The sequence below is a fragment of the Kribbella endophytica genome, from assembly GCF_054781295.1.
On the sequence record NZ_BAAGUR010000003.1, the window covers coordinates 1133265 to 1153092 of the forward strand.

The window sequence follows — 19828 nt, forward strand, 5'->3', positions numbered from 1 at the left end:
ACCTGCTGTCAAGCAGTGGTCGCGACGAGCCCCGCGTAGATGTCCAGAAGATTCTTCGCGACAGCGTCCTCGTCCGGCCATCCGGCGGCCAACTGGAGGCCCTCCGCCCGCCGTAAAGCGGCCTCTTCCGGCTCGGAAAGAAGTTTCCGTACGCCGTCCGCGAGCCCGCGCGTGTCGCCGGGAAAAGCCAGGATCGCTGCGTCACCGACCAACTCCGGTACGCCGCCGACCGCGGTCGCCACCGCCGGTACGCCGACCTGCAGCGCCTCCTGCAGCACCAGCGCCCGGGCTTCCCAGTGCGACGTGAGCAGGAAAACGTCGGCCGCGCCGAGCAGGTCAGCGACGTCGCTGCGGTGCCCGAGCAGGCGGACCGGCAGGCTCTCGGCGTCGATCCGGGCTTGCAGGTTCTCCCGCAGCGGCCCGTCGCCGACCACGGCGAACACCACGCCCGGTTCGGTCTTCGCCACCTCGGACGCTACGGACAGCAGCGTCGGGTAGTCCTTCTGCGGCGCCAGCCGGCCCACGGTGAGCACCAGCGGCGCGTCACCGATCCCCAGCTCCTCCCGGACGGCAGCGGACGGCGTACTGACCTCTGGCATCGCTGGAGCCGCGACGGGCGCGAGCCGGGCCTGGCGGGCTCCTAAGCGTCGGGCGAGGTCAACCAGGTCAGTGGACGCACCGAGCGTCAAGTCGGCGCCACGGGCCACTAGGCGCTGTCCCAGCCGCATCACGAGGCCACGAGGGCCCGGCGCGATCACCGCGTTGTGCCAGGTGACCACCAGAGGCCGCAGGTGGGACCGGTCGCGCAGTGCGGCCATGCCGGCCCGGTACCCGTGCGCGTGGACCACGTCGGAGCCACGCAGGCCCACCGCGGTCGGGACGACTGTGGCGTCACCGAAGTCGAAGTGCTCGGCTGTACCCGGCGGTGCGCAGACCACGACCTCGTGACCGGCTGCCAGGTAGCGCGGGACCAGTGAGGCGACGTGCTGACCGATCCCGCCACGCGACTCCGCCAGCAGCAGGCCGATCCTCATTGCTTCTCCTCCACCACGGTTGGGACGCCCCGGCGCAGCAGCGCACGGGCATCCGGACGGTCAACCAGTACGGCGACCACGGCGTACACGATCACGACAGCCAGACCGGACAGTACGGCGAACAGCAGCGCACTCCCCCAGCCTCCGTCGTCAGCAGGCAGCGACACGGCCCAGCCGGCCGCACCGGCCAGAGCAGCGCCGGCCACAGCAGCAACGGTCGCCCGGGACAGCCCTTGCAGCACACCAGCTCCAGCAAGGCGCTGCAACACCACGAGCAGGACAACCGCGCCGGCGAGCATGCCCACGGACATGGCAGCGGCCAGAGCCGGTACGGCGTCCCACTCCAGCGTCAGAATCAGTCCGGCGATCGCTACGAGCAGCCAGGCGCCACCGGTGACCAGTGCCACCGAGCGGCCCAAGTGCCGCGCGTAGAGGATCCGGCCGACGTGCATGAGCACGGCGAAGCCGATGATCGCCGGGGCGAACCAGACCAGGCCGTTGGCCAGTGACGTCGCCTGCGCCTCCTGCACGCGGCCGTCGTTGTAGGCGAAGATGCGGGCGACCGGAACCGCCGTACCGACCAGCAGCGCGGCACCTGCTCCCCCGGCGAGCATGACGGCCCGGGTGGACGTTGCGGCGTACAGGTCGAAGGCCGGCTCGTCCTTGGACTCGAAAGCCGCTGCCAGGCGCGGGAAGACCGCAGTGGTGATCGGCACCGCAAGTACGGCGTACGGGAGCAGGTAGACCGCGTTGGCCCAGGTGTAGACGGCGATGCTGCCCGGTACGCCGCGGTGGTTGGCCAGCCAGGTGGTGACGAGGAAGGCGAGCTGCTGCGCGACCAGTACGGCGAGGCCTGCTGCTGCGAGCTTCCGCAGTACCGGGCCGACACCTGGATCCAGCCGGAGCGTCGGCCGGATCGGCAAGCGCAGCAGGAGCATCGGGACGAGCACGGTCAGCGCCAGGGCCAGTACGCCGGCAGTGGTGCCCCAGGCGAGCAGGTCGGCCGCACCGCGCGACGCCTGGTCGGCCACGGGCGCTTCGACCGCGAAGACGAAGTAGGTCCCGACGACGACCAGGCTGGAGATCAGCGGCGCGATCGCACCGGCCGCAAAACGCTTGTGGGACTGGAGAACCGCCGTCGCGACCACGGCGATCGCGTAACCGAAGATCTGCGGCACGAAGATCACCAGCATGCGCGTGGCCGTCGCGCTGGAGGCGCAGTCGTCGGAGTCCAGCATCGCCGACGTGTACTGCGACGCCAGAAGCCAAGCCAGCAAGGCGAACGGCGCGAGCAGCACCAGGGACCAGGTCAGCAGCGCACCGATGATCCGGCCTTGGGCGGCCTTGTCGCCGCGGGACACCGGCCCGGCCAGGACCGGGATCACCGCACCGGCGAGCGCACCGCCGACAACCACCTCGAAGAGCACGTTGGGCAGCTGGTTGGCCGTGGCGTAAGCCTCAGCCAGACACCCGGCGCCGACCGTCTTCGAGAAGACCAACCAACGACCGAAGCCGACCACACGCGCCAGCACCGTGACACCCGCGACCAGAAGTGCGGCGCGAGCGATCCGGCCCCCGGCGCTCACCGGGATCGAGCCGGCGAGACCGACCCGCTCACCGGGGCCGTCGGCCCCACTGGTCGATCTTGTCGAGCGTCGGGTTCCCGGCGATCACCTTGGTGAAGCTGACCTTCTCGCTGGCCAGGTTGAGCGCGACGACCGCACCCAGCGCCAGCACCTTCAGCGGTCGCGGCAGTGACGCCGCCAGCGCCGTACCGGTGATGGCACCCAGTCCGTTGGCGCCGCAGTCACCCAGCATCGACCGCTCGCCGAGGTCCGACGGAGCCGAGGCGACAGCCGCACCGACGACCGCACCGGCAGGACCACCGGCGACCGGTGCGCTCACCGCCGCAAGAGCTTTCAGTGCCCGCCCGGGACGCAGGTCGAGCAGGTTCGCGAGGTTCGCCGTACCGGCGATCAAGGCGCCGTCGGCAACGATCTCCGCGACCGCGCCGACGCCCTTCGAGCTGCGCGGCAACAACGCGGCGGCAGCCAGTCCGGCCGCACCGACGCCGAGGATCTTCACCGCGCCGCTGGTCACCTCGCCGCGCTTCAACGCCGACAGGTGACCCCGAAACCCCTTGGTTTCCGTGGCTCCCGCGAGATCGTCGTACGCGCCGACAGCACCCGACACCGACCCGGCCAGCAACGCGGCGGCCTTGACCCGGCCACTGCCGGACCCGGCGGCGACACCGGCCAGCGCACCCAGTACGGCGATCGGTCCCTCGAGCAACGTGACCGTCTCGCCGCGGTGGTTCGTCCGCTCGAACGGCGCCCGTTGCTCCTTCGGCAACTTCGCCGCGGCACGCTCCAGCCCCGCGGTGGCCGCGGCCGCGACGACCGCTCCGAGCAGACCCATCAGTTCTCCTTCGCCTGCACCGCGGACGGCGCCACACCGTTCTTCGCGTCGACCCCGCCGTACTGGCCGGCCTTGCCGCCGGCCTGCTCGACCAGGGCGAAGACGACCGTGGCCTGGCCGCTCGGCATGTTCGCGACGTCGACCGAGGAGACGATCTTGGTGGCGTCGTTGTCGCCGCGCAAGGCCTTCAGCATGCCGCCGTTCTGCGCGGTGTCCGGCGTCCCCGCGACGACCGCGCCGGAGCTGCCCAGGTCGAGGCCTTCGACGAAGTCGACGATGTCGGCGTACGACGAGTTGTCGGGAAGCGGCGTCGGCGGCTTGGCGGCGACCACGACGACCAGGTTGGCCCGGTCCTTCGGGGTCGGCTTCACCGAGAGCAGCTTGGAGTCCGACAGCCCGCTGAGGATCTTGGTCGACTCGGCGTCGACGGTCTTGGTGTTGTCGTGGGCGAGCACGCCGCGGGCCAGGATCAGGCCGGCCCGCTGGTAGGTGTTGCTGTCGGCCGGGAAGGTGATGTCCGGCGTGACGAGCTCGTTCACCAGCGGCTCGATCAGCTGACGCTGGCCCGGGTCGAGCATCTTGCTGTCCAGCGCGACGCGGGTGGTGACCTGGGCGCCGGCCTTCTCCAGCGACTCCTGCAGCGCGTTGGTCATGTCGCCGTCGGCGCCGGGCGCGGTGACGATCGCGACCTTCTGCGTCGACAGCTTGGCGTCGGTCAGCCCCGCGGTCACCTTCGCGACGTAGTCGTCGCGGTACTTGTCCAGCGACTTGGCCTGGATCGCGTCCGCCCGCGCCTGCTCCAGCGCTGTCCGGTCCCGTTCGGCCTGGTCCGCGACGACCTGCGACGCGGTGCCCTTCAGCGGTCCGGCACCGAGTACCACGCCGGCTCCGAGGGCGAAGAAGATCGCCACGATCGAGACGATGTGGTAGCGAAAGTCGATCACGTGAACAGCTCCCGGATGTGGAAGTAGATTTCGTTCCAGCGCGCCCGCAGGATCGACCAGAGCACGTCGTCGGCCCCGATGGCGACCATCGCCACCGCGAGCACGAACAGCCCGGACGCGATCAGCGCGACCATCTGGAAGGTGGAGACGCGACTGCGGTAGAGCCGGCCGACACCCTTGGCGTCCACCAGCTTCGCACCGACCCGCAACCGGGTGATGAACGTGCTGGCCATCCCGGCGCGTCCCTTGTCCAGGAACTCGATCAGCGAGTTGTGCGTACCGACCGCGACGATCAGCGACGCACCCTTGGAATCGGCCAGCAGCATCGCGACGTCCTCGCTGGTCCCGGCCGCCGGGAACTCGATCGAGTCCACCCCGAGCCGCTCCAGCCGCTCCGAGCCCGGCGCGCGGCCGTCCCGGTAGGCGTGCACGACCACTTCGGCGCCGCACTTCAGCGTCTCGTCCTTGACCGAGTCCATGTCGCCGACGATCAGGTCGGGGACGTAGCCGTTCTCGACCAGAGCGTCGGCGCCGCCGTCGACGCCGATCAGGACCGGGCGGTACTCACGGATGTACGGCCGCAGCGCGACCAGGTCCTCGCGGTAGTCGTAACCCCGGACGACGATCAGCACGTGCTTGCCGTCCATCGCAGTGTGCACGGCCGGTACGCCGACGCCGTCGAGCAGCAGGTCCCGCTCGCGGCGCAGGTACTCCAACGTGTTGGCGGTGAACGCCTCGAGCTGGGTCGACAGGCCCGCGCGGGCGTCGTCCATCAGCTGCGCGACGGTCTGGCTGTCCTGGACGACACCCTTGGCGACCACTTCCTCGCCGCGGTACAGCTCGCCCTCGTGCAGCCGGACCCGCTCGCCCTCGTGCAGGACCGAGAAGACCTCACGGCCGATCCCGTCGACCAGCGGGATGCCCGCCTCGACCAGGATCTCGGGGCCCAGGTTCGGGTAGCGGCCGCTGATCGAGTCGGCGACGTTCACCACCGCGGCGACCTGGCAGTCGACCAGCGCCTCGGCGCTGACCCGGTCCAGGTCGACATGGTCGATGATCGCGATCTCTCCCGGCTTCAGCCGTTTGGTGAGATCCTTGGTACGGCGGTCCAGCCGAACCACTCCGGCAATCCCGGGCAGCTCAGCGGGGCGTGCTCTTCGCAGGCTGGGCAGTTTCATCGCCCTCTCATCCTGCCATGTCAAGAGTGTCCTCCCGACCTTTTACCGGCCGGAAGGGAGCATTCATCGACAAGTACCCGGGTGACGCAGCGTTAAATCATTCCTTTGAAGGAGCGCTCAGCGCTTCTTCTTGCGCGGCTTCGTACGACGCTCCGCAGCCAAGGCGAGCAGTTCCTCGGCGTGCGCCTGGGCGGCGTCGGAGTTCTCCAGGCCGGCCATCATCCGGGACAGCTCCTTCAGCCGGGCGTCGTCGTCGAGCGCGACCAGTCCGCTGGTGGTGACCGAACCGTCGTCACTCTTCAGTACGACGGCGTGACGGTCCGCGAACGCGGCCACCTGCGGCAGGTGGGTGACGACGATGACCTGCGCCTTCTCCGCCAGCCGGGCCAGCCGCTTGCCGACCTCGACCGCGGCCCGGCCACCGATCCCGGCGTCGATCTCGTCGAACACCAGCGTCGGCACCGGGTGGGTGTCGGACAGGATCACCTCGAGCGCCAGCATCACGCGCGACAGCTCACCGCCGGACGCCGCCTTCTGCAGCGGGCGGGCCGGGCTGCCCGGGTTCGCCGCGAAGCAGAACTCGATCTCGTCCGCGCCGTACGGGCCCGGCGTCGTCTCGTGCACCTCGACGGTCAGCGTCGCGTGGGGCATCGCCAGCCCGCTCAGCTCCTCCGACACCGCGACTCCGAGCCGCGCGGCCGCTTCCCGGCGGGCCGCACCGATCGTGCCGCCCAGCTCCGCCAGCTGGGCCTGCAGCTCGCCGCGCTCGGCGGTCAGCTGCTCGACCCGCTCGTCGCTGCCGTCCAACTCGATCAGGCGCTCGGCGGACCGCTTGGTCCACGCGATCACCTCGTCGACCGTGCCCTCGACATCGCCGTACTTGCGCACCAGACCGGTCAGCAGGCTGCGCCGCTCGCTGACGACTGCCAGCCGCGCCGGGTCGGTGTCGACGTCCGCGACGTACGACGAAAGCTCGCCGGCCAGGTCCGCGGCCAGGTAGCCCAGCTCGCCGGCCCGGTCGGCCAGCTCGGCCAGCTTCGGGTCGTGCTCGCGCTCACCGTCGAGCACCTGCTTGGCCAGCGACAGCAGGCCCAGTACGTCGCCCGGCCGGGTCGCGTCCAGGTCCTCCGACGCGAGCGCCTCGCCGGCAGTCGTTGCCGCGGTCCGCAGGCCGTCGGCGTACGCGAGCCTGCCCTCCTCGGCGGCCAGCTCCACGTCCTCACCGGGCAGCGGCTCCGCCTTGGCGATCTCGTCCAGCCCGAAGCGCAGCAGGTCCGCCTCGGCCAGCCGGTCGCGCTGCCGGGTCGTCAGCTCGGTCAGCTCGGCCTCGACCTCGCGGTGCCGCCGGTACGCCGTCGTGTACTCGCCGAGCGGAGCCAGCACCGGCTTGCCCGCGAAAGTGTCCAGCGTCTCGCGCTGCCGGGCCGGCTGCAGCAGCCGCCACTGGTCGGCCTGGCCGTGGATCGCGACCAGGTCACCGGAGACCTCGGCCAGCACTGAGACCGGCACCGACGCGCCACCGAGGAACGCCCGGGAGCGGCCCTCCGACGACAGCTCGCGCGCGATCAGCAGCTCGTCGTCGTCCAGCTCGCCGCCGCGGTCCTCGGCCTGCTGCACGATCGAGCGCGGCACGTTGCTCGCCCGCCCCTCGACCCGCGCCCGCCGTACGCCGTGCCGGACCAGGCCGCTGTCGGCGCGGCCGCCGAGCAGCATGTTCACCCCGGTCACGACCATCGTCTTGCCCGCGCCGGTCTCGCCGGTGACCGCGGTGAAGCCCGGGTCGAGCTCCAAAGTGGCGTCCTCGATCACGCCCAAGCCGGTGATTCGAATCTCCGAGAGCATGGTGACTCAGGTCTCCTCTTGTGCACTTCTCTTGCGGCGGTGTTCGGCGGCGCCACGCCAGCCCAGCACCGGGAGGTCGAACTTCGCGACCAGCCGGTCGGTGAACGGCGCCTCGTGCGCCCGGGCCAGCCGGACCGGGGTCTTGCCGCGACGGACCTGGATCCGGGCACCCGGTGGCACCTCGACCATCCGCCGGCCGTCGCACCACAGCACCCCGCGACCGTGCCAGGCCGCGACCAGCTCGACCATCAGCTGCGAGTTCGGCGCGACGACGATCGGCCGGGAGAACAGGGCGTGCGCGCTGATCGGGACCAGCAAGATCGCCTCGACGTCCGGCCAGACGATCGGCCCACCCGCGGAGAACGCGTACGCCGTACTGCCGGTCGGTGTCGCCAGCACGACCCCGTCGCAGCCCCAGCGGGACAGCGGACGGCCGTCGACCTCGACCAGCACCTCGAGCATCTTCTCGCGGGCGGCCTTCTCGACGCTCGCCTCGTTCAGCGCCCAGGTGTCGAAGATCAGGTCGTCCCCGACGTACACGTCGACGGCGAGCGTCATCCGCTCCTCGACCGTGTAGCTGCGGTCGACCACGACCTCGACGATCCGCTCCAGGTCCTCCACCTCGGCCTCGGCCAGGAAGCCGACGTGGCCCAGGTTGACGCCGAGCACCGGCGTCCCGTGCGGGCGGGCCAGCTCGGCGCCGCGCAGGATCGAACCGTCGCCGCCGAGCACGATGATCAGCTCGACACCTTGGGCCGCCTGGTCGGTGTCTTCGGCGATCTCCACCGGGTGCAGGTCGAGCTCCGCGGCCTCCGCGCCGACCAGCCGGACGATGATGCCCGCCTCGGTCAGCAGCCGGTGCGTCTGCCGGGCGACGTCGACGGCCTGGTCGCGGCCGGTGTGCGTGACCAGCAGGACGCGCCGCGGCTCGGTGACGACCGGCTCAACCACGCGGGGCCTGCTTTCTGCTCACTGGGGACCGTTCTGAACGGCTTCCTGGAGCATCGTCTCATCGAGAGGCGGTGCGGAACGCCGTATCCACAGGAAGTACTCCACATTTCCGGACGGACCGGGCAGCGGGCTGGCCGCGACGCCCTCGACGCCCCAGCCGAGGTCGGCCGCCTTCGCGGCGACTCCGCGGACGGAGTCGGCGCGCAGCTCGGGGTCGCGGACGACGCCACCCTTGCCGAGACGTTCCTTGCCGACCTCGAACTGCGGCTTCACCATCAGCACCAGGTCGCCGTCGGACTTGACCACGCCGAGCAGCGCCGGCATCACCAGGGTGAGCGAGATGAAGCTGAGGTCGCTGACGACCAGATCGACCGGGTCGCCGCCGATCGCTTCGAGGGTGAGTGTGCGGACGTTGGTCCGGTCCATCACGGTCACGCGGTCGTCGGTCTGCAGGGCCCAGACGAGCTGGCCGTAGCCGACGTCGACGGCGATCACGCTCGCGGCGTCGTTGCGCAGCAGTACGTCGGTGAAGCCGCCCGTCGACGCGCCTGCGTCGAGAGCGCGCCGGCCTTTGACCTGTACGCCGGTGAACGCCTCCAGGGCACCGATCAGCTTGTGCGCGCCGCGGCTCGCGTAGCCCGGGTCGTCGGTCTCGGACGTGTCGACGAGGATCGCCGCGTCCGCTCCCACGCCGGTGGCGGGCTTGGTCGCGACGGTGCCCGCGACCTTCACCTTCCCGGCCGCGACCAGCTCACTCGCATGCTCGCGGGATCGAGCCAGCCCACGCCGTACCAGCTCCGCATCGAGCCGAGACCGCTTGACGCCTCCCTTGGCCACGCGTCCCTTCCCGGTCAGCCCCGGTCGCCCGGTTCGGCGTCCGCCTCCACCAACGCCGCCTGCAACCGCTCGTGCAGCTCGGCGTACACCTCCGCATGCTCGCCCACCGGCAGCTCCCGCAACCCGTCGAGCCGAGCCATCGTCTCCTCCACCAACGGATGCACACCGTCTTCGTCGGCTTCGTACGAACGCTCCGCAGACGCCGAGCTGACCTCGCCCCGCGCCTCTTCGTAGTCACTCTGCCCGATGGGCTCCCGCACCGGAGCAGGCTCCTGCAGGGGCGAACCATCCGACGACACCTGCTGGAACCCAGGCACCACAGGAGGTGCAGGGCGCGGCTGGACAGGTGTGCCGTCTGCTGAGACCTGCTGGAAGCCTTCTACTGCGGGCGGCGCAGGGCGCGGCGCTGGCGGCTGCACAGGCTCCGCCACCGGCGTACCGTCCGCTGACACCTGTTGGAAACCAGGTACTGACGGCGGCGTCGGGCGCGGCTGGACAGGGGTGCCGTCTGCTGAGACCTGCTGGAAGCCGGGCACCGCGGGCGGTGCTGGCCTTGGGGTGTACGCCGCAGGTGCTGCGGGGCTTGGCGCAGGTGCTGGCTGGGACTTGGCGGCTTCTTCGGCCTCCAGCTCCGCCATCAACTCAGCTTCAGCTCGCCGTTCAGCTTCTTCTGCTTCCAGCTCGGCCTGGAACTCGGCTTCCGCCAAGCGCTCGGCCTCAGCACGCGCAGACTCCTCCAGCGAGGCCGCGAAGGTCTGCTCGGTGTCCTCGGGCTCCGGCTCGGTGTCGTAGTCGGGCGCCGGGCGCTCGGTCGGCTCAGGATCGAACCCAGGCTCGACGTCGGGGTCGAACGCGGGCGAAACCTGCTCACCGGGGTGTTCGGTCACGTCACGCCTTCTTCGCCGGAGCCTTCTTGGCGGTCTTCTTCGCAGCCGTCTTCTTGGCAGCAGCCTTCTTGGCCGGCGCCTTCGTCGAGGCGACCTTCTTCGCAGGCACCTTCTTCACCGGCGGCTTGCTCGTCTTCCGCGGCGCGAGCGCATCACCAGCAGCCCCACCACCAGCCGCAGCCGGGCGCGCGGCAGCGGCAACGGTGCTCGAAGCAGCGGCAGCAGCCGCACGCGCCTCGACGAGCTCCTTCTCGAGCTTGTCCACCCGCCGGCTCAGCCCGCCGACCTCCTCCTGACGCACGAACCCGAGCCGCGACACCGCGCCCTCGACCTCGTTCGCCACGATCGCCTGCAGCAGCTGGCGGTTGCTCTTGCTGGTAGCAACGATCTCGTCGGCGAGGTCGGTGACCTTGGTGGTCAGCCCGGACGTCAGCGCGTCGGCCCCCGTCTGCTGCAGCAGCGCTTTCGCCGCCTGTTGCGCCCGCTGCCGAGTCACCTCGGTCAGCCCGTTCGCCAGCTGTACGTAGCCGCGCAGTGCGTCCATCACCATGTCTGCCTCCTCGCGTCGTCCCCGCAACGGTATCGCGCCACTCGCGTTACACCACCCCGGACGCCCTCCGCCACCCCGATCACCCGGCCGGAACCCCGCACCTCGAACAGCAATCCGGGACCTGGAACACCGAATAGCGTGTCCCAGGTCCCGGTTTCGTGTTCAAGGTCCCCAGCGCGGAGCCGGAGCTACTTGTCCAGCCCCACCCGGTGCAGTGCCGCGTCGATGGCGATCGTGCCCAGCGCCGGTCCCGGCTTCGGCAACGGCCGCCTGCCGCGACCGACCGCCTTCGCCGCCGGCTTGGCCTTCCCGGCCGGCTCGTCGGTCGCCGTCCAGACCGCCGACAGGATCGCCCGCAGCCCGTCGTACGGCTCCCCTTCGCCCTTGATCGCCACCGCACCGTTCACAACCTCGGCCGTCCATCCGCCACAGGTGTGCTTGGCCCCGTCGACCGCAACGCCCGGCTGCTTCCGCCCCAGCGCGCTCAGATCAGCAGCGATGTACGTCGGCCGCTCGTTCTTCGGCGCCCGCGCCAAGTCGTGCGCGTCATGCACCCCGGTGGCCACCCACAGACTCGCGATCCCGACCGCATGCGCCCCGGCGATGTCCGAGTCGAGCCGGTCCCCGATCATCAACGGGTTCTTCGCCTTCAACCGCTCGATGCTCGTCTCCAGCAACGGCGGCTCAGGCTTCCCGGCCACCACCGGATCCACCTCGACCGCGGCGCGAATCGCCTGCACCAGCGTCCCGTTCCCCGGCGCCATCCCGCCTGCCGTGGGAATCGTCAGGTCAAGATTCGTCGCGTACCACTTCGCGCCCTCGTTGATCGCGTGCGCACCGTCGGCGAGCATCACCCAGCTCACGTCCGGGTGGAACCCCTGCGCCACCGCGACCGGTTGCGCGTCGCTCGACCGGACGGGCTTCATCCCGTACTCCTCGAGCGCCGTCGTCAGCCCCTCGCCACCGACCACGAGCACCGGCGACCCCTTCGGGAACTCCTCCGAGATCAGCTTCGCCGCGGCCTGCGCCGACGTGACGACGTCCTCCGCGATCACGTCCAGCCCGAACGACGCGAGGTGCTCGGCAACCACCGAGGCCGGCCGGCTCGCGTTGTTGGTGATGTACCCGATCCGCAGCCCGTCCTTGGCGGCCTTCCGGAGGTTCTCCGGCGCGTCCGGGACCGGGTCCGGCCCGACGTAGACGACGCCGTCGAGATCCAGCAGCGCCACGTCGTACGCACTGGCGAGCGGTTCGTCACAAGCGGACAGTGGTGCTGGTGATTCGCGCTTGTCAGTCATCGGTCCCCCCGTACGATGCCGCCCATGTCTGATGCCACCCTGCGCCTCGATCCGTTGCGGGCCTGGCGGTTCGTCGCAGGCAAGGTGAGTGCGCTCGGCGCGGTCACGTCGCCGCCGTACGACGTGCTGGAACCGGCTCTGGTCCGGCGGCTGACTGACTCTGATCTGCACAACATGGTGAGGCTCATCCTTCCACGCGACCCCGACCTCGGTTCCAGCCGGTACGACGGTGCCGCGCGGCGCCTGGTCGACTGGCAGGAGGCCGGGGTCGTCATCCAGGACAGCAGGCCCGCCCTCTACGTCTACGAGCAGCAGTTCCGGGGTGCTGTGCTCTGCGGACTGGTCGGCGCACTCGCCCTCGATCCGGAGCGCCGGGTGGTGCTTCCGCACGAGGACGTGATGCCGCAGTGGGTCGACGACCGCTTCGAACTGATGACGGCCACCGACGCGGATCTGGAGCCGATCCTGCTCGCGTACGGGGGTGGTGGGGCGGCCAGTGACGCCGTCGACGCGGCCCGGTCGGGCCACCCGTGGCTGGTGGCCGACACCGAGAACGGCGCGCACCACCGCATCTGGCGGATCGACGACCCCGAGCAGCTGGCCATGATCGCCGCGGAGCTGGCCACGCACGAGGCGCTGATCGCCGACGGCCACCACCGGTACGCCGCGTACCTGGAGCGCGCCCGGCGCGAGCCACACCGCCCGGGCACGGCAGTAGGCCTCGCCATGCTGGTCGACAACGACAGGCACCCGCTGACCCTCGACCCGATCCACCGGCTCGTGCCAGGCCTGTCGCTGGAGACAGTGGCCCGCCGTACGCCGGAGAGCTGGGAGGTGCTCCCCGGACGCGTCGACGGCGTACCGGACCGGGTGGCTGTGTCCGACGGGACCTCCTGGGTCACACTGCGCTCTACTGCCCACCGGATCGAGCCGACGGTGGCACTGCTGCACGAGGAGCTGCTGCCCGCGTGGGGCATTCCGGCAGACGACGTGACCTTCCACCACGCGCTCAGCGACGTACTGGCACTGGCTGGGCCGACACAGGCCGCTGTCGAGCTCGTAGCTCCCCGGCTGGACCAGGTGCTGCAGTCAGCCGTTCGCGGCATCGTGCTGCCGCAGAAGGCGACGTCCTTCGGCCCGAAGCCGCGCGTCGGCCTGCTGTTCCGCACGCTCGACTAGAGAATCCTCCAGGCCGAGCCTCGAACGCTGGAGGATCGTCCCTCCCGATCCCGGGTCCCGCGCTGCTTGAGTTGCCGTCATGCACATCACCGTGCCGGCACGAACCGGCCGAGCCGTCGAGCTCAAGCGCGGTACGTCGCTCCGGATCACCGACGTTGCCGGGCAGCAGGTCGGTGACCTCTTCGCCTTCGCCGCCGACGAGTACCTGAGCGCATCACACACCCGTACGGCGACCAGCAGACTCTTCCCCGCGATCGGCGAATCGTTCGTCACGAACCGCCGCCGCCCGATCCTCACCCTCACCACCGACACCTCGCCCGGCGAGCACGACCTGCTGATCGCCGCCTGCGACCCGGCCCGGTACGCCGCGCTCGGCGTACCGCATCACCCGTCCTGCGCGGAGAACCTGACCCGCGCGCTCGCCGGCCTCGGCTACACGACGCCCGTCGTACCCCAGCCGGTGAACGTGTTCATGCGCGTTCCCGTCACGCCCGACGGCAGCTTGAAGTGGTTGCCCGCGGCAACTTCAGCCGGTGACTCGATCACCGTCCGGGCCGAGCTCGACTGCGTCGTCGTGCTCTCGGCCTGCCCGCAGGACCTGACCGTGATCAACGGATCAGGCCCGACCGATCTCGCTCTCGACGTCCTGGAGGACCTTCGATGACCGCCCATCCCGCCTTGTCCCCCGCCGTTCTCGGCCCGCTCCAGCTCCCGAACCGCCTGGCCGTCGCACCGATGACCCGTACGTCGGCAACGCCCGAGGGCGTCCCGACGCCGGAGATGGCCGAGTACTACGGCTCCTTCGCGGCCGGCGGTTTCGGCCTGGTCGTCACCGAGGGCACGTACACGGATCGCCTGTACAGCCAGGCGTATCTCAACCAGCCAGGCCTCGTCACCGCCGAGCACGTCGAGGGCTGGCGCGAGGTGACGAGCCAGGTCCACGCCAACGGCGGCCGCATCGTCGCCCAGCTGATGCACGCCGGCGCGATCTCCCAGGGCAACCCGTACGCCGAGGGCACGGTCGGCCCGTCCGCGATCCAGCCGCTCGGCGAGATGATGCCGGACTACGGCGGCCGCGGCCCGTGGCCGGTCCCGCGCGAGCTGACGCCGGCGGACCTCGACCTGGTCGTCGACGGCTTCGTGACGGCCGCGCTCAACGCTCTCGCCGCCGGGTTCGACGGCGTCGAGCTGCACGGCGCGAACGGCTACCTGCTCGACCAGTTCCTCACCGACTACACGAACCAGCGGACCGACTCGTACGGCGGTTCGGTGTCCAACCGCGTCCGGCTGATCGCACGCATCACAGCCGCTGTCGTGGAGGCCGTGCCCGCGTCGTTCGTCGTCGGCGTCCGGCTGTCGCAGACCAAGGTGAACGATCTCATCCACCGTTGGGCCGGTGGAGCTGCCGACGCCGCAGTGATCTTCCCGGCGGTCGCCGACGCCGGAGCGTCGTACCTGCACATCGCCAGCGAGGGGCGGAACTGGATCGACACTGCTCGGCTTGCAGGAGGCCAGACCATCACCGGCCTGGCTCGTCGGCTCACCGGTCTGCCGGTGGTCGTCAACGGCGGCATGCACAACCCGGACCAGGCCGCTCAGGTCCTGGACGACGGCCACGCGGACCTGCTGGCGATCGCCCGGGGCGCACTGGCCAACCCGGACCTGCCGCGGCGCCTGGCGGAGGGGCGTGAGCTGGCGACGTTCGACCGGACGATGCTGCACCCCGCGGTCACGCTGGCGAACGCCCAGGCGTGGCAGGCTGTCAGGTCATGACCTGGCACGACGGAGCAGCAGCGGTGGCAGCACTCACGTTCGACGTGGACGCCGAGTCCCCGGTGCTTGCCCGTGGCGGCCAGTACGCCGAGCACCTCACCACGATGTCGCACCAGTCGTACGGGCCGGACGTCGGCGTACCGAGGATCCTGGACCTGCTGGACGACCTGTCCGTACCGGCGACGTTCTTCGTCCCTGGCTGGGTAGCAGAGCAGCGACCCGCTCTGGCGGCGTCGATCGTCGAGCGCGGGCACGAGGTGGCTCACCACTCGTACAGCCACTGCCCGCCGACCTCGCTGACGCCAGCTGAGGAGCGGGCCGACTTCGAGCGGGCGCTGGCCGTGTTCGATGCCCAGGGCATCACCGTGAGCGGGCACCGGGCAGCACTGTGGGAGGCGAGTCGGCAGACGCCTGCACTCGTGGCAGAGCACGGCCTGCTCTACGACTCGTCGCTGATGGGTGACGACCGGCCCTACCTGCTGGAGGCAGGCGGTGTGGTCGAGCTGCCGGTGCACTGGTCGCTGGACGACTGGGAGCAGTACGCGTATCTGCCGGCACCAGAGATCGGCTCGGTGATCGAGTCGCCGCGTAAGGTGCTCGAGCTGTGGAAGGCGGAGCTGGACGGGATGCGCGTTTACCGCTGCCTGTTCACGCTGTGCCTGCATCCGTTCCTGTCCGGGCGGCCCGGGCGGCTGCTCGCACTGCGCGAACTGATCGAGTACGCCTTGTCCTGTGGGGATGTGAGCTTCATGAGGTGCCGCGACCTCGCCGTACGGGCTGCTGCGGACGAGTCGTTGACGGTCCGGCCGGTGTCGCTGCCGGCCGTCGACCCGGCGGTCTACCCCTGAGACAGCTCGTCGGCTTCCAGGGCGAGGTAGAGGTCGACTCGGTCCTCGGTCCGGGCGGCGTCGCGGCCGGTGAGCTCGGTGATCTTGGCCAGCCGGTTCCGGAGGGTGTTGACGTGGACGTAGAGGGCGGCGGCGGTTGCGGCGTACTGGCCGTCGTACTGGAGGAAGGCGCGGAGCGTGCTCTCCAGACCGGCGTCCCGTCTGCGGTCGTAGTCGCGTAGCGGCTGCAGTACGCCGGCGGCGAAGCTGCGCAGGGTCTCTGGGTCCTGGAGGCCGAGCAGCACGCGGTGGGTGCCCAGCTCGTTGAAGGTGGCTACTGACTGGCCTGGGCGGCGTCTGAGCACCTGGCAGGCCTTGCGGGCCTGGACGAGTGGCTCGCGGAGGAGGTGCGCCGTGGGGGCTGGTTCGCCGAGGCCGATGACTACGCGCTGGTCCGGGAAGCGCTTGGTGATGGCCTGGCGGAGTTCGTCCGCCAGTTCGCGCGTCTCCTGGTGGGGGCGTTGCAGTACGGCGACGACGTCCTGGCTGCCGCCTGCGACGACTACTGCGAGGCTGCGGTCTAGGAAGAACGCTCCGACTGTCTCCGAGAGGCCGGGCAGGGTCGCGTCGCTGTCGGCGAACGCCGTGACGAGGACCAGTAGTTCGCCGTACGGGTCTACGCCGAAGGCGCGCAGCCGGTCCGGGACCTCGGCGGCGCGCTGCGCTCCGGACAGGATCATGTCGAGCAGCTCACTGGCGAACCGCAGCTCGATCGCCTGGACTGCCTGCTGCTTCGCTACCTCCAGGCTCAGGAACCGGGCGGCCTGGTCGAGGGCATCCTGTTCGGCCCGGCTCAGCTCGGTGACTGGCTTCAGGCAGAGCAGTGCGGCGTCGGTGTCGCCTACAGCGCCGACCAGGAAGACGGTCGCCTTGCCGTGCTCGCCGCCGAGGTCGATCTCCAGCGGCGGTGGGTGCCGAGTCAGGCCGTCAGCAGCCAGGCGCAGCTGCTCCGGCGACAGCGTCGTACCGGCTGACGCCAGCGGACGCGCCATCCGGTCGACGACGGCGAGGGGAAGGTCGTGCTCTCTCCTGAGCACAGCCAGTACGCCGGACGCGCCTGCGCCGTGCGAGATCGCCTGCGCCAGCGCGTCGCCTCGCCTGACCAGGTCAACCAGGGCTTCGCGGCGCTGGTCAGCCTGGGTTGCCGAGGCGGCTTGGGTGACGGCGGTGAACGGGACGTCGACGGAGATCTGCAGGAGGGGTAGTCCGTGCTGCTCGCAGGCCTGGATCAGGTCTGTCGGCGTCTGCGGTGTCTCCGTGCGCAGGCCGAAGACGATGCCCGCGGCTCCTGCTCGGTGGACGGCCTCGACGAACGCGCTGGGGGTCGTCTCAGGCAGCCAGAGGCCGTTGGTGAGGACGATCTCACCTTCACGCAGGTACGGCGAGGGGTCGGGCAGTTCGGTGTTGTGGACCCAGAGCGCCTCGCGCGTGAGCGCACCGTCGGTCCCGGTGACGAGCAGGTCGAGCTCCAGCGAGGTGTCCTGCAGGAGCCCGGCCAGTGTCAGCACGGTCTGAATGTACCGAAACGACAAACGGCCCGGGCGGACGGTGATCACTCACCATCCACCCGGGCCGTTCACCCGTGCTGTTGCTCAGTCCTTCTTGTCCTCGTCGACCTCAACCTCGCCGTCGAGCGCGTCGTCGACAATCACGTCGTCCTCCGCGTCGTCGTCCTGGTCGTCATCGTCCGCGTCGACGTCGGCCGGGGCCTGGTCGCTCACGGCCGTGAGGTCGTCGCCCTCGTCGTCCGCGTCGTCGTCCTGGTCGAGGTCGTCGCCGTCCTCGTCGGTGTCGACCTCGTCGACGTCGTCCGAGTCGTCGTCGTCCGCGTCGGCTTCGTCGATGACCTCGATGATCGTGTCTTCGTCGTCCTCGTCGTCGAGGTCGGTGAAGCTCAGGCCCTCGAGCTCAGCGGCGCGCTCGGCAGCACCCGTCGAACCGTCCTGGTCGGAACCGGCAGCGCGGTGGAACCAGATCAGCGCGTCCTCGTCCCGGCCGGCCTCGGCCAGCGCGTCGGCGTACGCGTACCGCAGGCGCGGCAGCCAGTCGGCGCGCGTCCGCTTGTTCAGCTCGGGTACATCGAGAGTCTGGATCGCCGCAGCCGTCTGGCCCATGTCACGCCGGGCCCCGGCCGCCACGATCAGCATCTCGATCTGCGTGGACTCCTCGAGCTGCAGCACGATCGGCTCCCGCGACAGCGCGAGCGCCTTCTCCGGCCGGCCGAGCGCGCGCTCGCAGTCGGCCATCATCGCCATGACCTCGTGGTTGCCGGTCATCCGCCGTACCGCACGGAATTCCGTCAGCGCCTCGTCGTAATGCTCAGCCAGGTACGCCGTGATGGCGACCGCCTCGCGGACACCACCCAGGCGTGCCGCCAGCCGGCGCGCAACCCGGGCGTGCTGGTACGCGAGCTCGGGCTGGTCGTCCAGGAACTGTCCGGAAGCGACCAGGTGCTGGGCGACCAGGTCGGCCAGGCTGCGCGGCAACGACCGCAGCTCCGCCTTGACCCCACGGTCGAGCTCCGCACCGGTGATCCCGGCCGGGATCGCCGGGTCGTCGCGCCGCGGACCAGCCTTCTCTTCCTCACGCCGGTCGTCCCGCCGGTTGTCGCGGCCCCGGACGTCTCGACGTCCCGCAACCCGCTCATCCCGCCGAGGCCCACCGGTCCCGCGCTGATCACGCCCACCACGCTCCGGCCGCTGGAACCCGCCGGACCGCGCACCGCCCCGGTCTCCACCAGAACGCTCGCCACCGCGCGAGGCTCCACGGTCGTCGCGCTGGAAACCGCCCGAGCGCTCTCCACCACGCGCCGCACCGCGGTCGTCGCGCTGATATCCACCGGACCGCTCGCCACCGCGAGCCGCACCGCGGTCATCCCGCTGGTACCCGCTGCGGTCGTCCCGCTGCTGGAACCCACCAGAACGCTCTCCACCACGCGAGGCCCCGCGATCGTCGCGCTGCTGGAACCCGCCGGAACGCTCTCCACCACGCGAAGCGCCACGGTCGTCCCGCTGGTAACCGCCGGACCGCTCGCCACTCCGCGAAGGGCCACGGTCGTCCCGCTGCTGGAACCCACCAGAACGCTCTCCGCCGCGCGAAGCGCCGCGGTCGTCGCGCTGGTAACCGCCGGTCGGGCGCTCAGAGCGTCCACCAGAACGGTCGTCGCGGCGGAAGCCGCCCTCACGGGCGCCGCCACGGTCGTCACGCGAACCGCCGCGGTCGTCCCGGGAAGCACCCCGGTTGTCGCCGCCTGCGCGGTACCCACCGCGGTCGTCTCTCGAGCCGCCACGGTCGTCGCGCTGTCCTCCGCGCGGACCGGCCGGCCCGTCTTCACGGCGGTCGCGACGGAATCCGTCCTCGTCACGCCGGCCGGGACGTCCACCGCTGCGTGAGTCACCGGAGAGCTGTCCCTTGAAGGGGTCGCGCTCAGCCTTGTCGTCCCCGCGGGACCCAGCGAAGCCTCGCCGGTTGTCACCGTCACGGGAAGGTCCACCGTCACGGGAAGGTCCACCGGTACGAGGAGCGCCCCCACTGCGGGGTGCTCCACCCGTACGAGGAGCTCCGCCCGAACGCGGCGCACCACCACTCCGCGGTCCACCAGCGCGGGGACCGTCGCCACGACCCGATGCACCCCGGTAGCCGGAGCCACCGGAAGAGCCCGAACCGCTGGATCCTCCCGAGCTGCCGGCGCCGGACCGACCACGGCCAGTGGAGTCGGAACGCCCACCGCCTGCCCGACCGGGACGGCCGGCTCCACCGGACGAACCACGGCGATCACCCGAGCCGGGACGGGGGTTACGAGGTGGCGTAGCCACGGTGACTCCTAACGGTCGTGCGTAGGTGTTGCGCTCAGACAGACAAAAATACAGGGTCGTACGAACAGCTCCGGACCCCCCACAAAATGCTAAGGGCCACCCCGGTGTGGGGTGGCCCTTAACAGTGTGAATGTCCGGCGACGTCCTACTCTCCCACGACCTCCCGGTCGCAGTACCATCGGCGCTGAAGGGCTTAACTTCCAGGTTCGGAATGGAGACTGGGTGTTTCCCCGAC

At 70.6% G+C, this 19828-nt stretch carries 18 protein-coding genes and 1 rRNA gene; 5 read left to right on the forward strand and 14 right to left on the reverse strand.

Annotation, left to right across the window (positions count from 1 at the left end):
- Nucleotides 1-8: 8 nt before the first annotated feature.
- The 11 genes from ACYVIO_RS31740 to ACYVIO_RS31790 form a co-directional block, all read right to left on the reverse strand.
- Nucleotides 9-1034 (reverse strand): glycosyltransferase family 4 protein, encoded by a 1026-nt coding sequence (locus ACYVIO_RS31740; RefSeq protein WP_460654606.1) that lies wholly within the window; start codon nucleotides 1032-1034, stop codon nucleotides 9-11.
- On the reverse strand, nucleotides 1031-2566 hold the full coding sequence (gene murJ / locus ACYVIO_RS31745) for a murein biosynthesis integral membrane protein MurJ (RefSeq protein WP_460654607.1): 1536 nt from the start codon (nucleotides 2564-2566) through the stop codon (nucleotides 1031-1033). The genes ACYVIO_RS31740 and murJ overlap by 4 nt, the downstream gene beginning before the upstream one ends.
- Before the next feature lie 82 nt (nucleotides 2567-2648).
- Nucleotides 2649-3452 carry a hypothetical protein gene (locus ACYVIO_RS31750; protein ID WP_460654608.1) on the reverse strand — a complete coding sequence of 268 codons (804 nt, stop codon included), beginning with the start codon at nucleotides 3450-3452 and terminating at the stop codon, nucleotides 2649-2651.
- The gene (locus ACYVIO_RS31755) at nucleotides 3452-4396 is read right to left on the reverse strand and encodes a copper transporter (protein WP_460654609.1); all 945 of its coding nucleotides are present in this window, start codon (nucleotides 4394-4396) and stop codon (nucleotides 3452-3454) included. The genes ACYVIO_RS31750 and ACYVIO_RS31755 overlap by 1 nt, the downstream gene beginning before the upstream one ends.
- Complete coding sequence (gene steA, locus ACYVIO_RS31760) at nucleotides 4393-5574, reverse strand: putative cytokinetic ring protein SteA (RefSeq protein WP_460654610.1); 1182 nt, start codon at nucleotides 5572-5574, stop codon at nucleotides 4393-4395. The genes ACYVIO_RS31755 and steA overlap by 4 nt, the downstream gene beginning before the upstream one ends.
- 117 nt (nucleotides 5575-5691) lie before the next feature.
- Nucleotides 5692-7416 (reverse strand): DNA repair protein RecN, encoded by a 1725-nt coding sequence (recN, locus tag ACYVIO_RS31765; protein WP_460654611.1) that lies wholly within the window; start codon nucleotides 7414-7416, stop codon nucleotides 5692-5694.
- Nucleotides 7417-7422: 6 nt separating this feature from the next.
- Nucleotides 7423-8367 carry an NAD kinase gene (locus tag ACYVIO_RS31770; RefSeq protein WP_460654612.1) on the reverse strand — a complete coding sequence of 315 codons (945 nt, stop codon included), beginning with the start codon at nucleotides 8365-8367 and terminating at the stop codon, nucleotides 7423-7425.
- 18 nt (nucleotides 8368-8385) lie between these two features.
- Entirely contained in the window at nucleotides 8386-9204 is an 819-nt protein-coding gene (locus ACYVIO_RS31775) for a TlyA family RNA methyltransferase (RefSeq protein ID WP_460654613.1), read from the reverse strand.
- A 14-nt stretch (nucleotides 9205-9218) separates the two neighbouring features.
- A complete protein-coding gene (locus ACYVIO_RS31780; protein ID WP_460654614.1) occupies nucleotides 9219-10091 on the reverse strand; it encodes a hypothetical protein in 873 nt (290 codons plus the stop codon).
- A 1-nt stretch (nucleotide 10092) separates the two neighbouring features.
- Nucleotides 10093-10641: a phasin family protein gene (locus ACYVIO_RS31785; protein ID WP_460654615.1), complete on the reverse strand. Its 549-nt coding sequence runs from the start codon at nucleotides 10639-10641 to the stop codon at nucleotides 10093-10095.
- Nucleotides 10642-10829: 188 nt separating this feature from the next.
- The gene (locus tag ACYVIO_RS31790; protein WP_460654616.1) at nucleotides 10830-11939 is read right to left on the reverse strand and encodes an HAD-IIA family hydrolase; all 1110 of its coding nucleotides are present in this window, start codon (nucleotides 11937-11939) and stop codon (nucleotides 10830-10832) included.
- Nucleotides 11940-11963: 24 nt separating this feature from the next.
- Between ACYVIO_RS31790 and ACYVIO_RS31795 the strand changes: the two genes are divergently transcribed.
- The 4 genes from ACYVIO_RS31795 (at nucleotide 11964) to ACYVIO_RS31810 (ending at nucleotide 15739) form a co-directional block, all read left to right on the forward strand.
- Nucleotides 11964-13118 (forward strand): DUF1015 family protein, encoded by a 1155-nt coding sequence (locus tag ACYVIO_RS31795; RefSeq protein ID WP_460654617.1) that lies wholly within the window; start codon nucleotides 11964-11966, stop codon nucleotides 13116-13118.
- 79 nt (nucleotides 13119-13197) lie between these two features.
- A complete protein-coding gene (locus ACYVIO_RS31800; protein ID WP_460654618.1) occupies nucleotides 13198-13782 on the forward strand; it encodes a DUF1989 domain-containing protein in 585 nt (194 codons plus the stop codon).
- Nucleotides 13779-14891, forward strand: a complete 1113-nt coding sequence (locus ACYVIO_RS31805; RefSeq protein ID WP_460654619.1) for an oxidoreductase — start codon at nucleotides 13779-13781, stop codon at nucleotides 14889-14891. Before ACYVIO_RS31800 ends, ACYVIO_RS31805 begins: the two co-directional genes overlap by 4 nt.
- Nucleotides 14888-15739 carry a polysaccharide deacetylase family protein gene (locus ACYVIO_RS31810; RefSeq protein ID WP_460654620.1) on the forward strand — a complete coding sequence of 284 codons (852 nt, stop codon included), beginning with the start codon at nucleotides 14888-14890 and terminating at the stop codon, nucleotides 15737-15739. The genes ACYVIO_RS31805 and ACYVIO_RS31810 overlap by 4 nt, the downstream gene beginning before the upstream one ends.
- Here ACYVIO_RS31810 and ACYVIO_RS31815 read toward each other — a convergent pair.
- Together ACYVIO_RS31815 and ACYVIO_RS31820 are read right to left on the reverse strand one after the other, a co-directional pair.
- Nucleotides 15730-17286: a PucR family transcriptional regulator gene (locus ACYVIO_RS31815; RefSeq protein WP_460654621.1), complete on the reverse strand. Its 1557-nt coding sequence runs from the start codon at nucleotides 17284-17286 to the stop codon at nucleotides 15730-15732. The genes ACYVIO_RS31810 and ACYVIO_RS31815 overlap by 10 nt on opposite strands.
- An 84-nt stretch (nucleotides 17287-17370) precedes the next feature.
- Nucleotides 17371-18264, reverse strand: coding sequence for a hypothetical protein (locus ACYVIO_RS31820; RefSeq protein ID WP_460654622.1), 894 nt, complete (start codon nucleotides 18262-18264; stop codon nucleotides 17371-17373).
- On the opposite strand from ACYVIO_RS31820, the gene ACYVIO_RS31825 reads away from it, so the two are divergent.
- Nucleotides 18229-19170 carry a hypothetical protein gene (locus tag ACYVIO_RS31825; protein ID WP_460654623.1) on the forward strand — a complete coding sequence of 314 codons (942 nt, stop codon included), beginning with the start codon at nucleotides 18229-18231 and terminating at the stop codon, nucleotides 19168-19170. The genes ACYVIO_RS31820 and ACYVIO_RS31825 overlap by 36 nt on opposite strands.
- Nucleotides 19171-19725: 555 nt before the next feature.
- Here ACYVIO_RS31825 and rrf read toward each other — a convergent pair.
- A 5S ribosomal RNA gene (gene rrf / locus ACYVIO_RS31830) occupies nucleotides 19726-19828 on the reverse strand; the annotation flags it as partial.

What these genes read in the sequence shown, in the direction of transcription:
- ACYVIO_RS31740 (WP_460654606.1), bottom strand. Translation starts at nt 1,034, where the DNA reads ATGAGGATCGGCCTGCTGCTGGCGGAGTCGCGTGGCGGGATCGGTCAG.
- ACYVIO_RS31750 (WP_460654608.1), bottom strand. Translation starts at nt 3,452, where the DNA reads ATGGGTCTGCTCGGAGCGGTCGTCGCGGCCGCGGCCACCGCGGGGCTG.
- steA (WP_460654610.1), bottom strand. Translation starts at nt 5,574, where the DNA reads ATGAAACTGCCCAGCCTGCGAAGAGCACGCCCCGCTGAGCTGCCCGGG.
- recN (WP_460654611.1), bottom strand. Translation starts at nt 7,416, where the DNA reads ATGCTCTCGGAGATTCGAATCACCGGCTTGGGCGTGATCGAGGACGCC.
- ACYVIO_RS31785 (WP_460654615.1), bottom strand. Translation starts at nt 10,641, where the DNA reads ATGGTGATGGACGCACTGCGCGGCTACGTACAGCTGGCGAACGGGCTG.
- ACYVIO_RS31790 (WP_460654616.1), bottom strand. Translation starts at nt 11,939, where the DNA reads ATGACTGACAAGCGCGAATCACCAGCACCACTGTCCGCTTGTGACGAA.
- ACYVIO_RS31795 (WP_460654617.1), top strand. Translation starts at nt 11,964, where the DNA reads ATGTCTGATGCCACCCTGCGCCTCGATCCGTTGCGGGCCTGGCGGTTC.
- ACYVIO_RS31800 (WP_460654618.1), top strand. Translation starts at nt 13,198, where the DNA reads ATGCACATCACCGTGCCGGCACGAACCGGCCGAGCCGTCGAGCTCAAG.
- ACYVIO_RS31805 (WP_460654619.1), top strand. Translation starts at nt 13,779, where the DNA reads ATGACCGCCCATCCCGCCTTGTCCCCCGCCGTTCTCGGCCCGCTCCAG.
- ACYVIO_RS31810 (WP_460654620.1), top strand. Translation starts at nt 14,888, where the DNA reads ATGACCTGGCACGACGGAGCAGCAGCGGTGGCAGCACTCACGTTCGAC.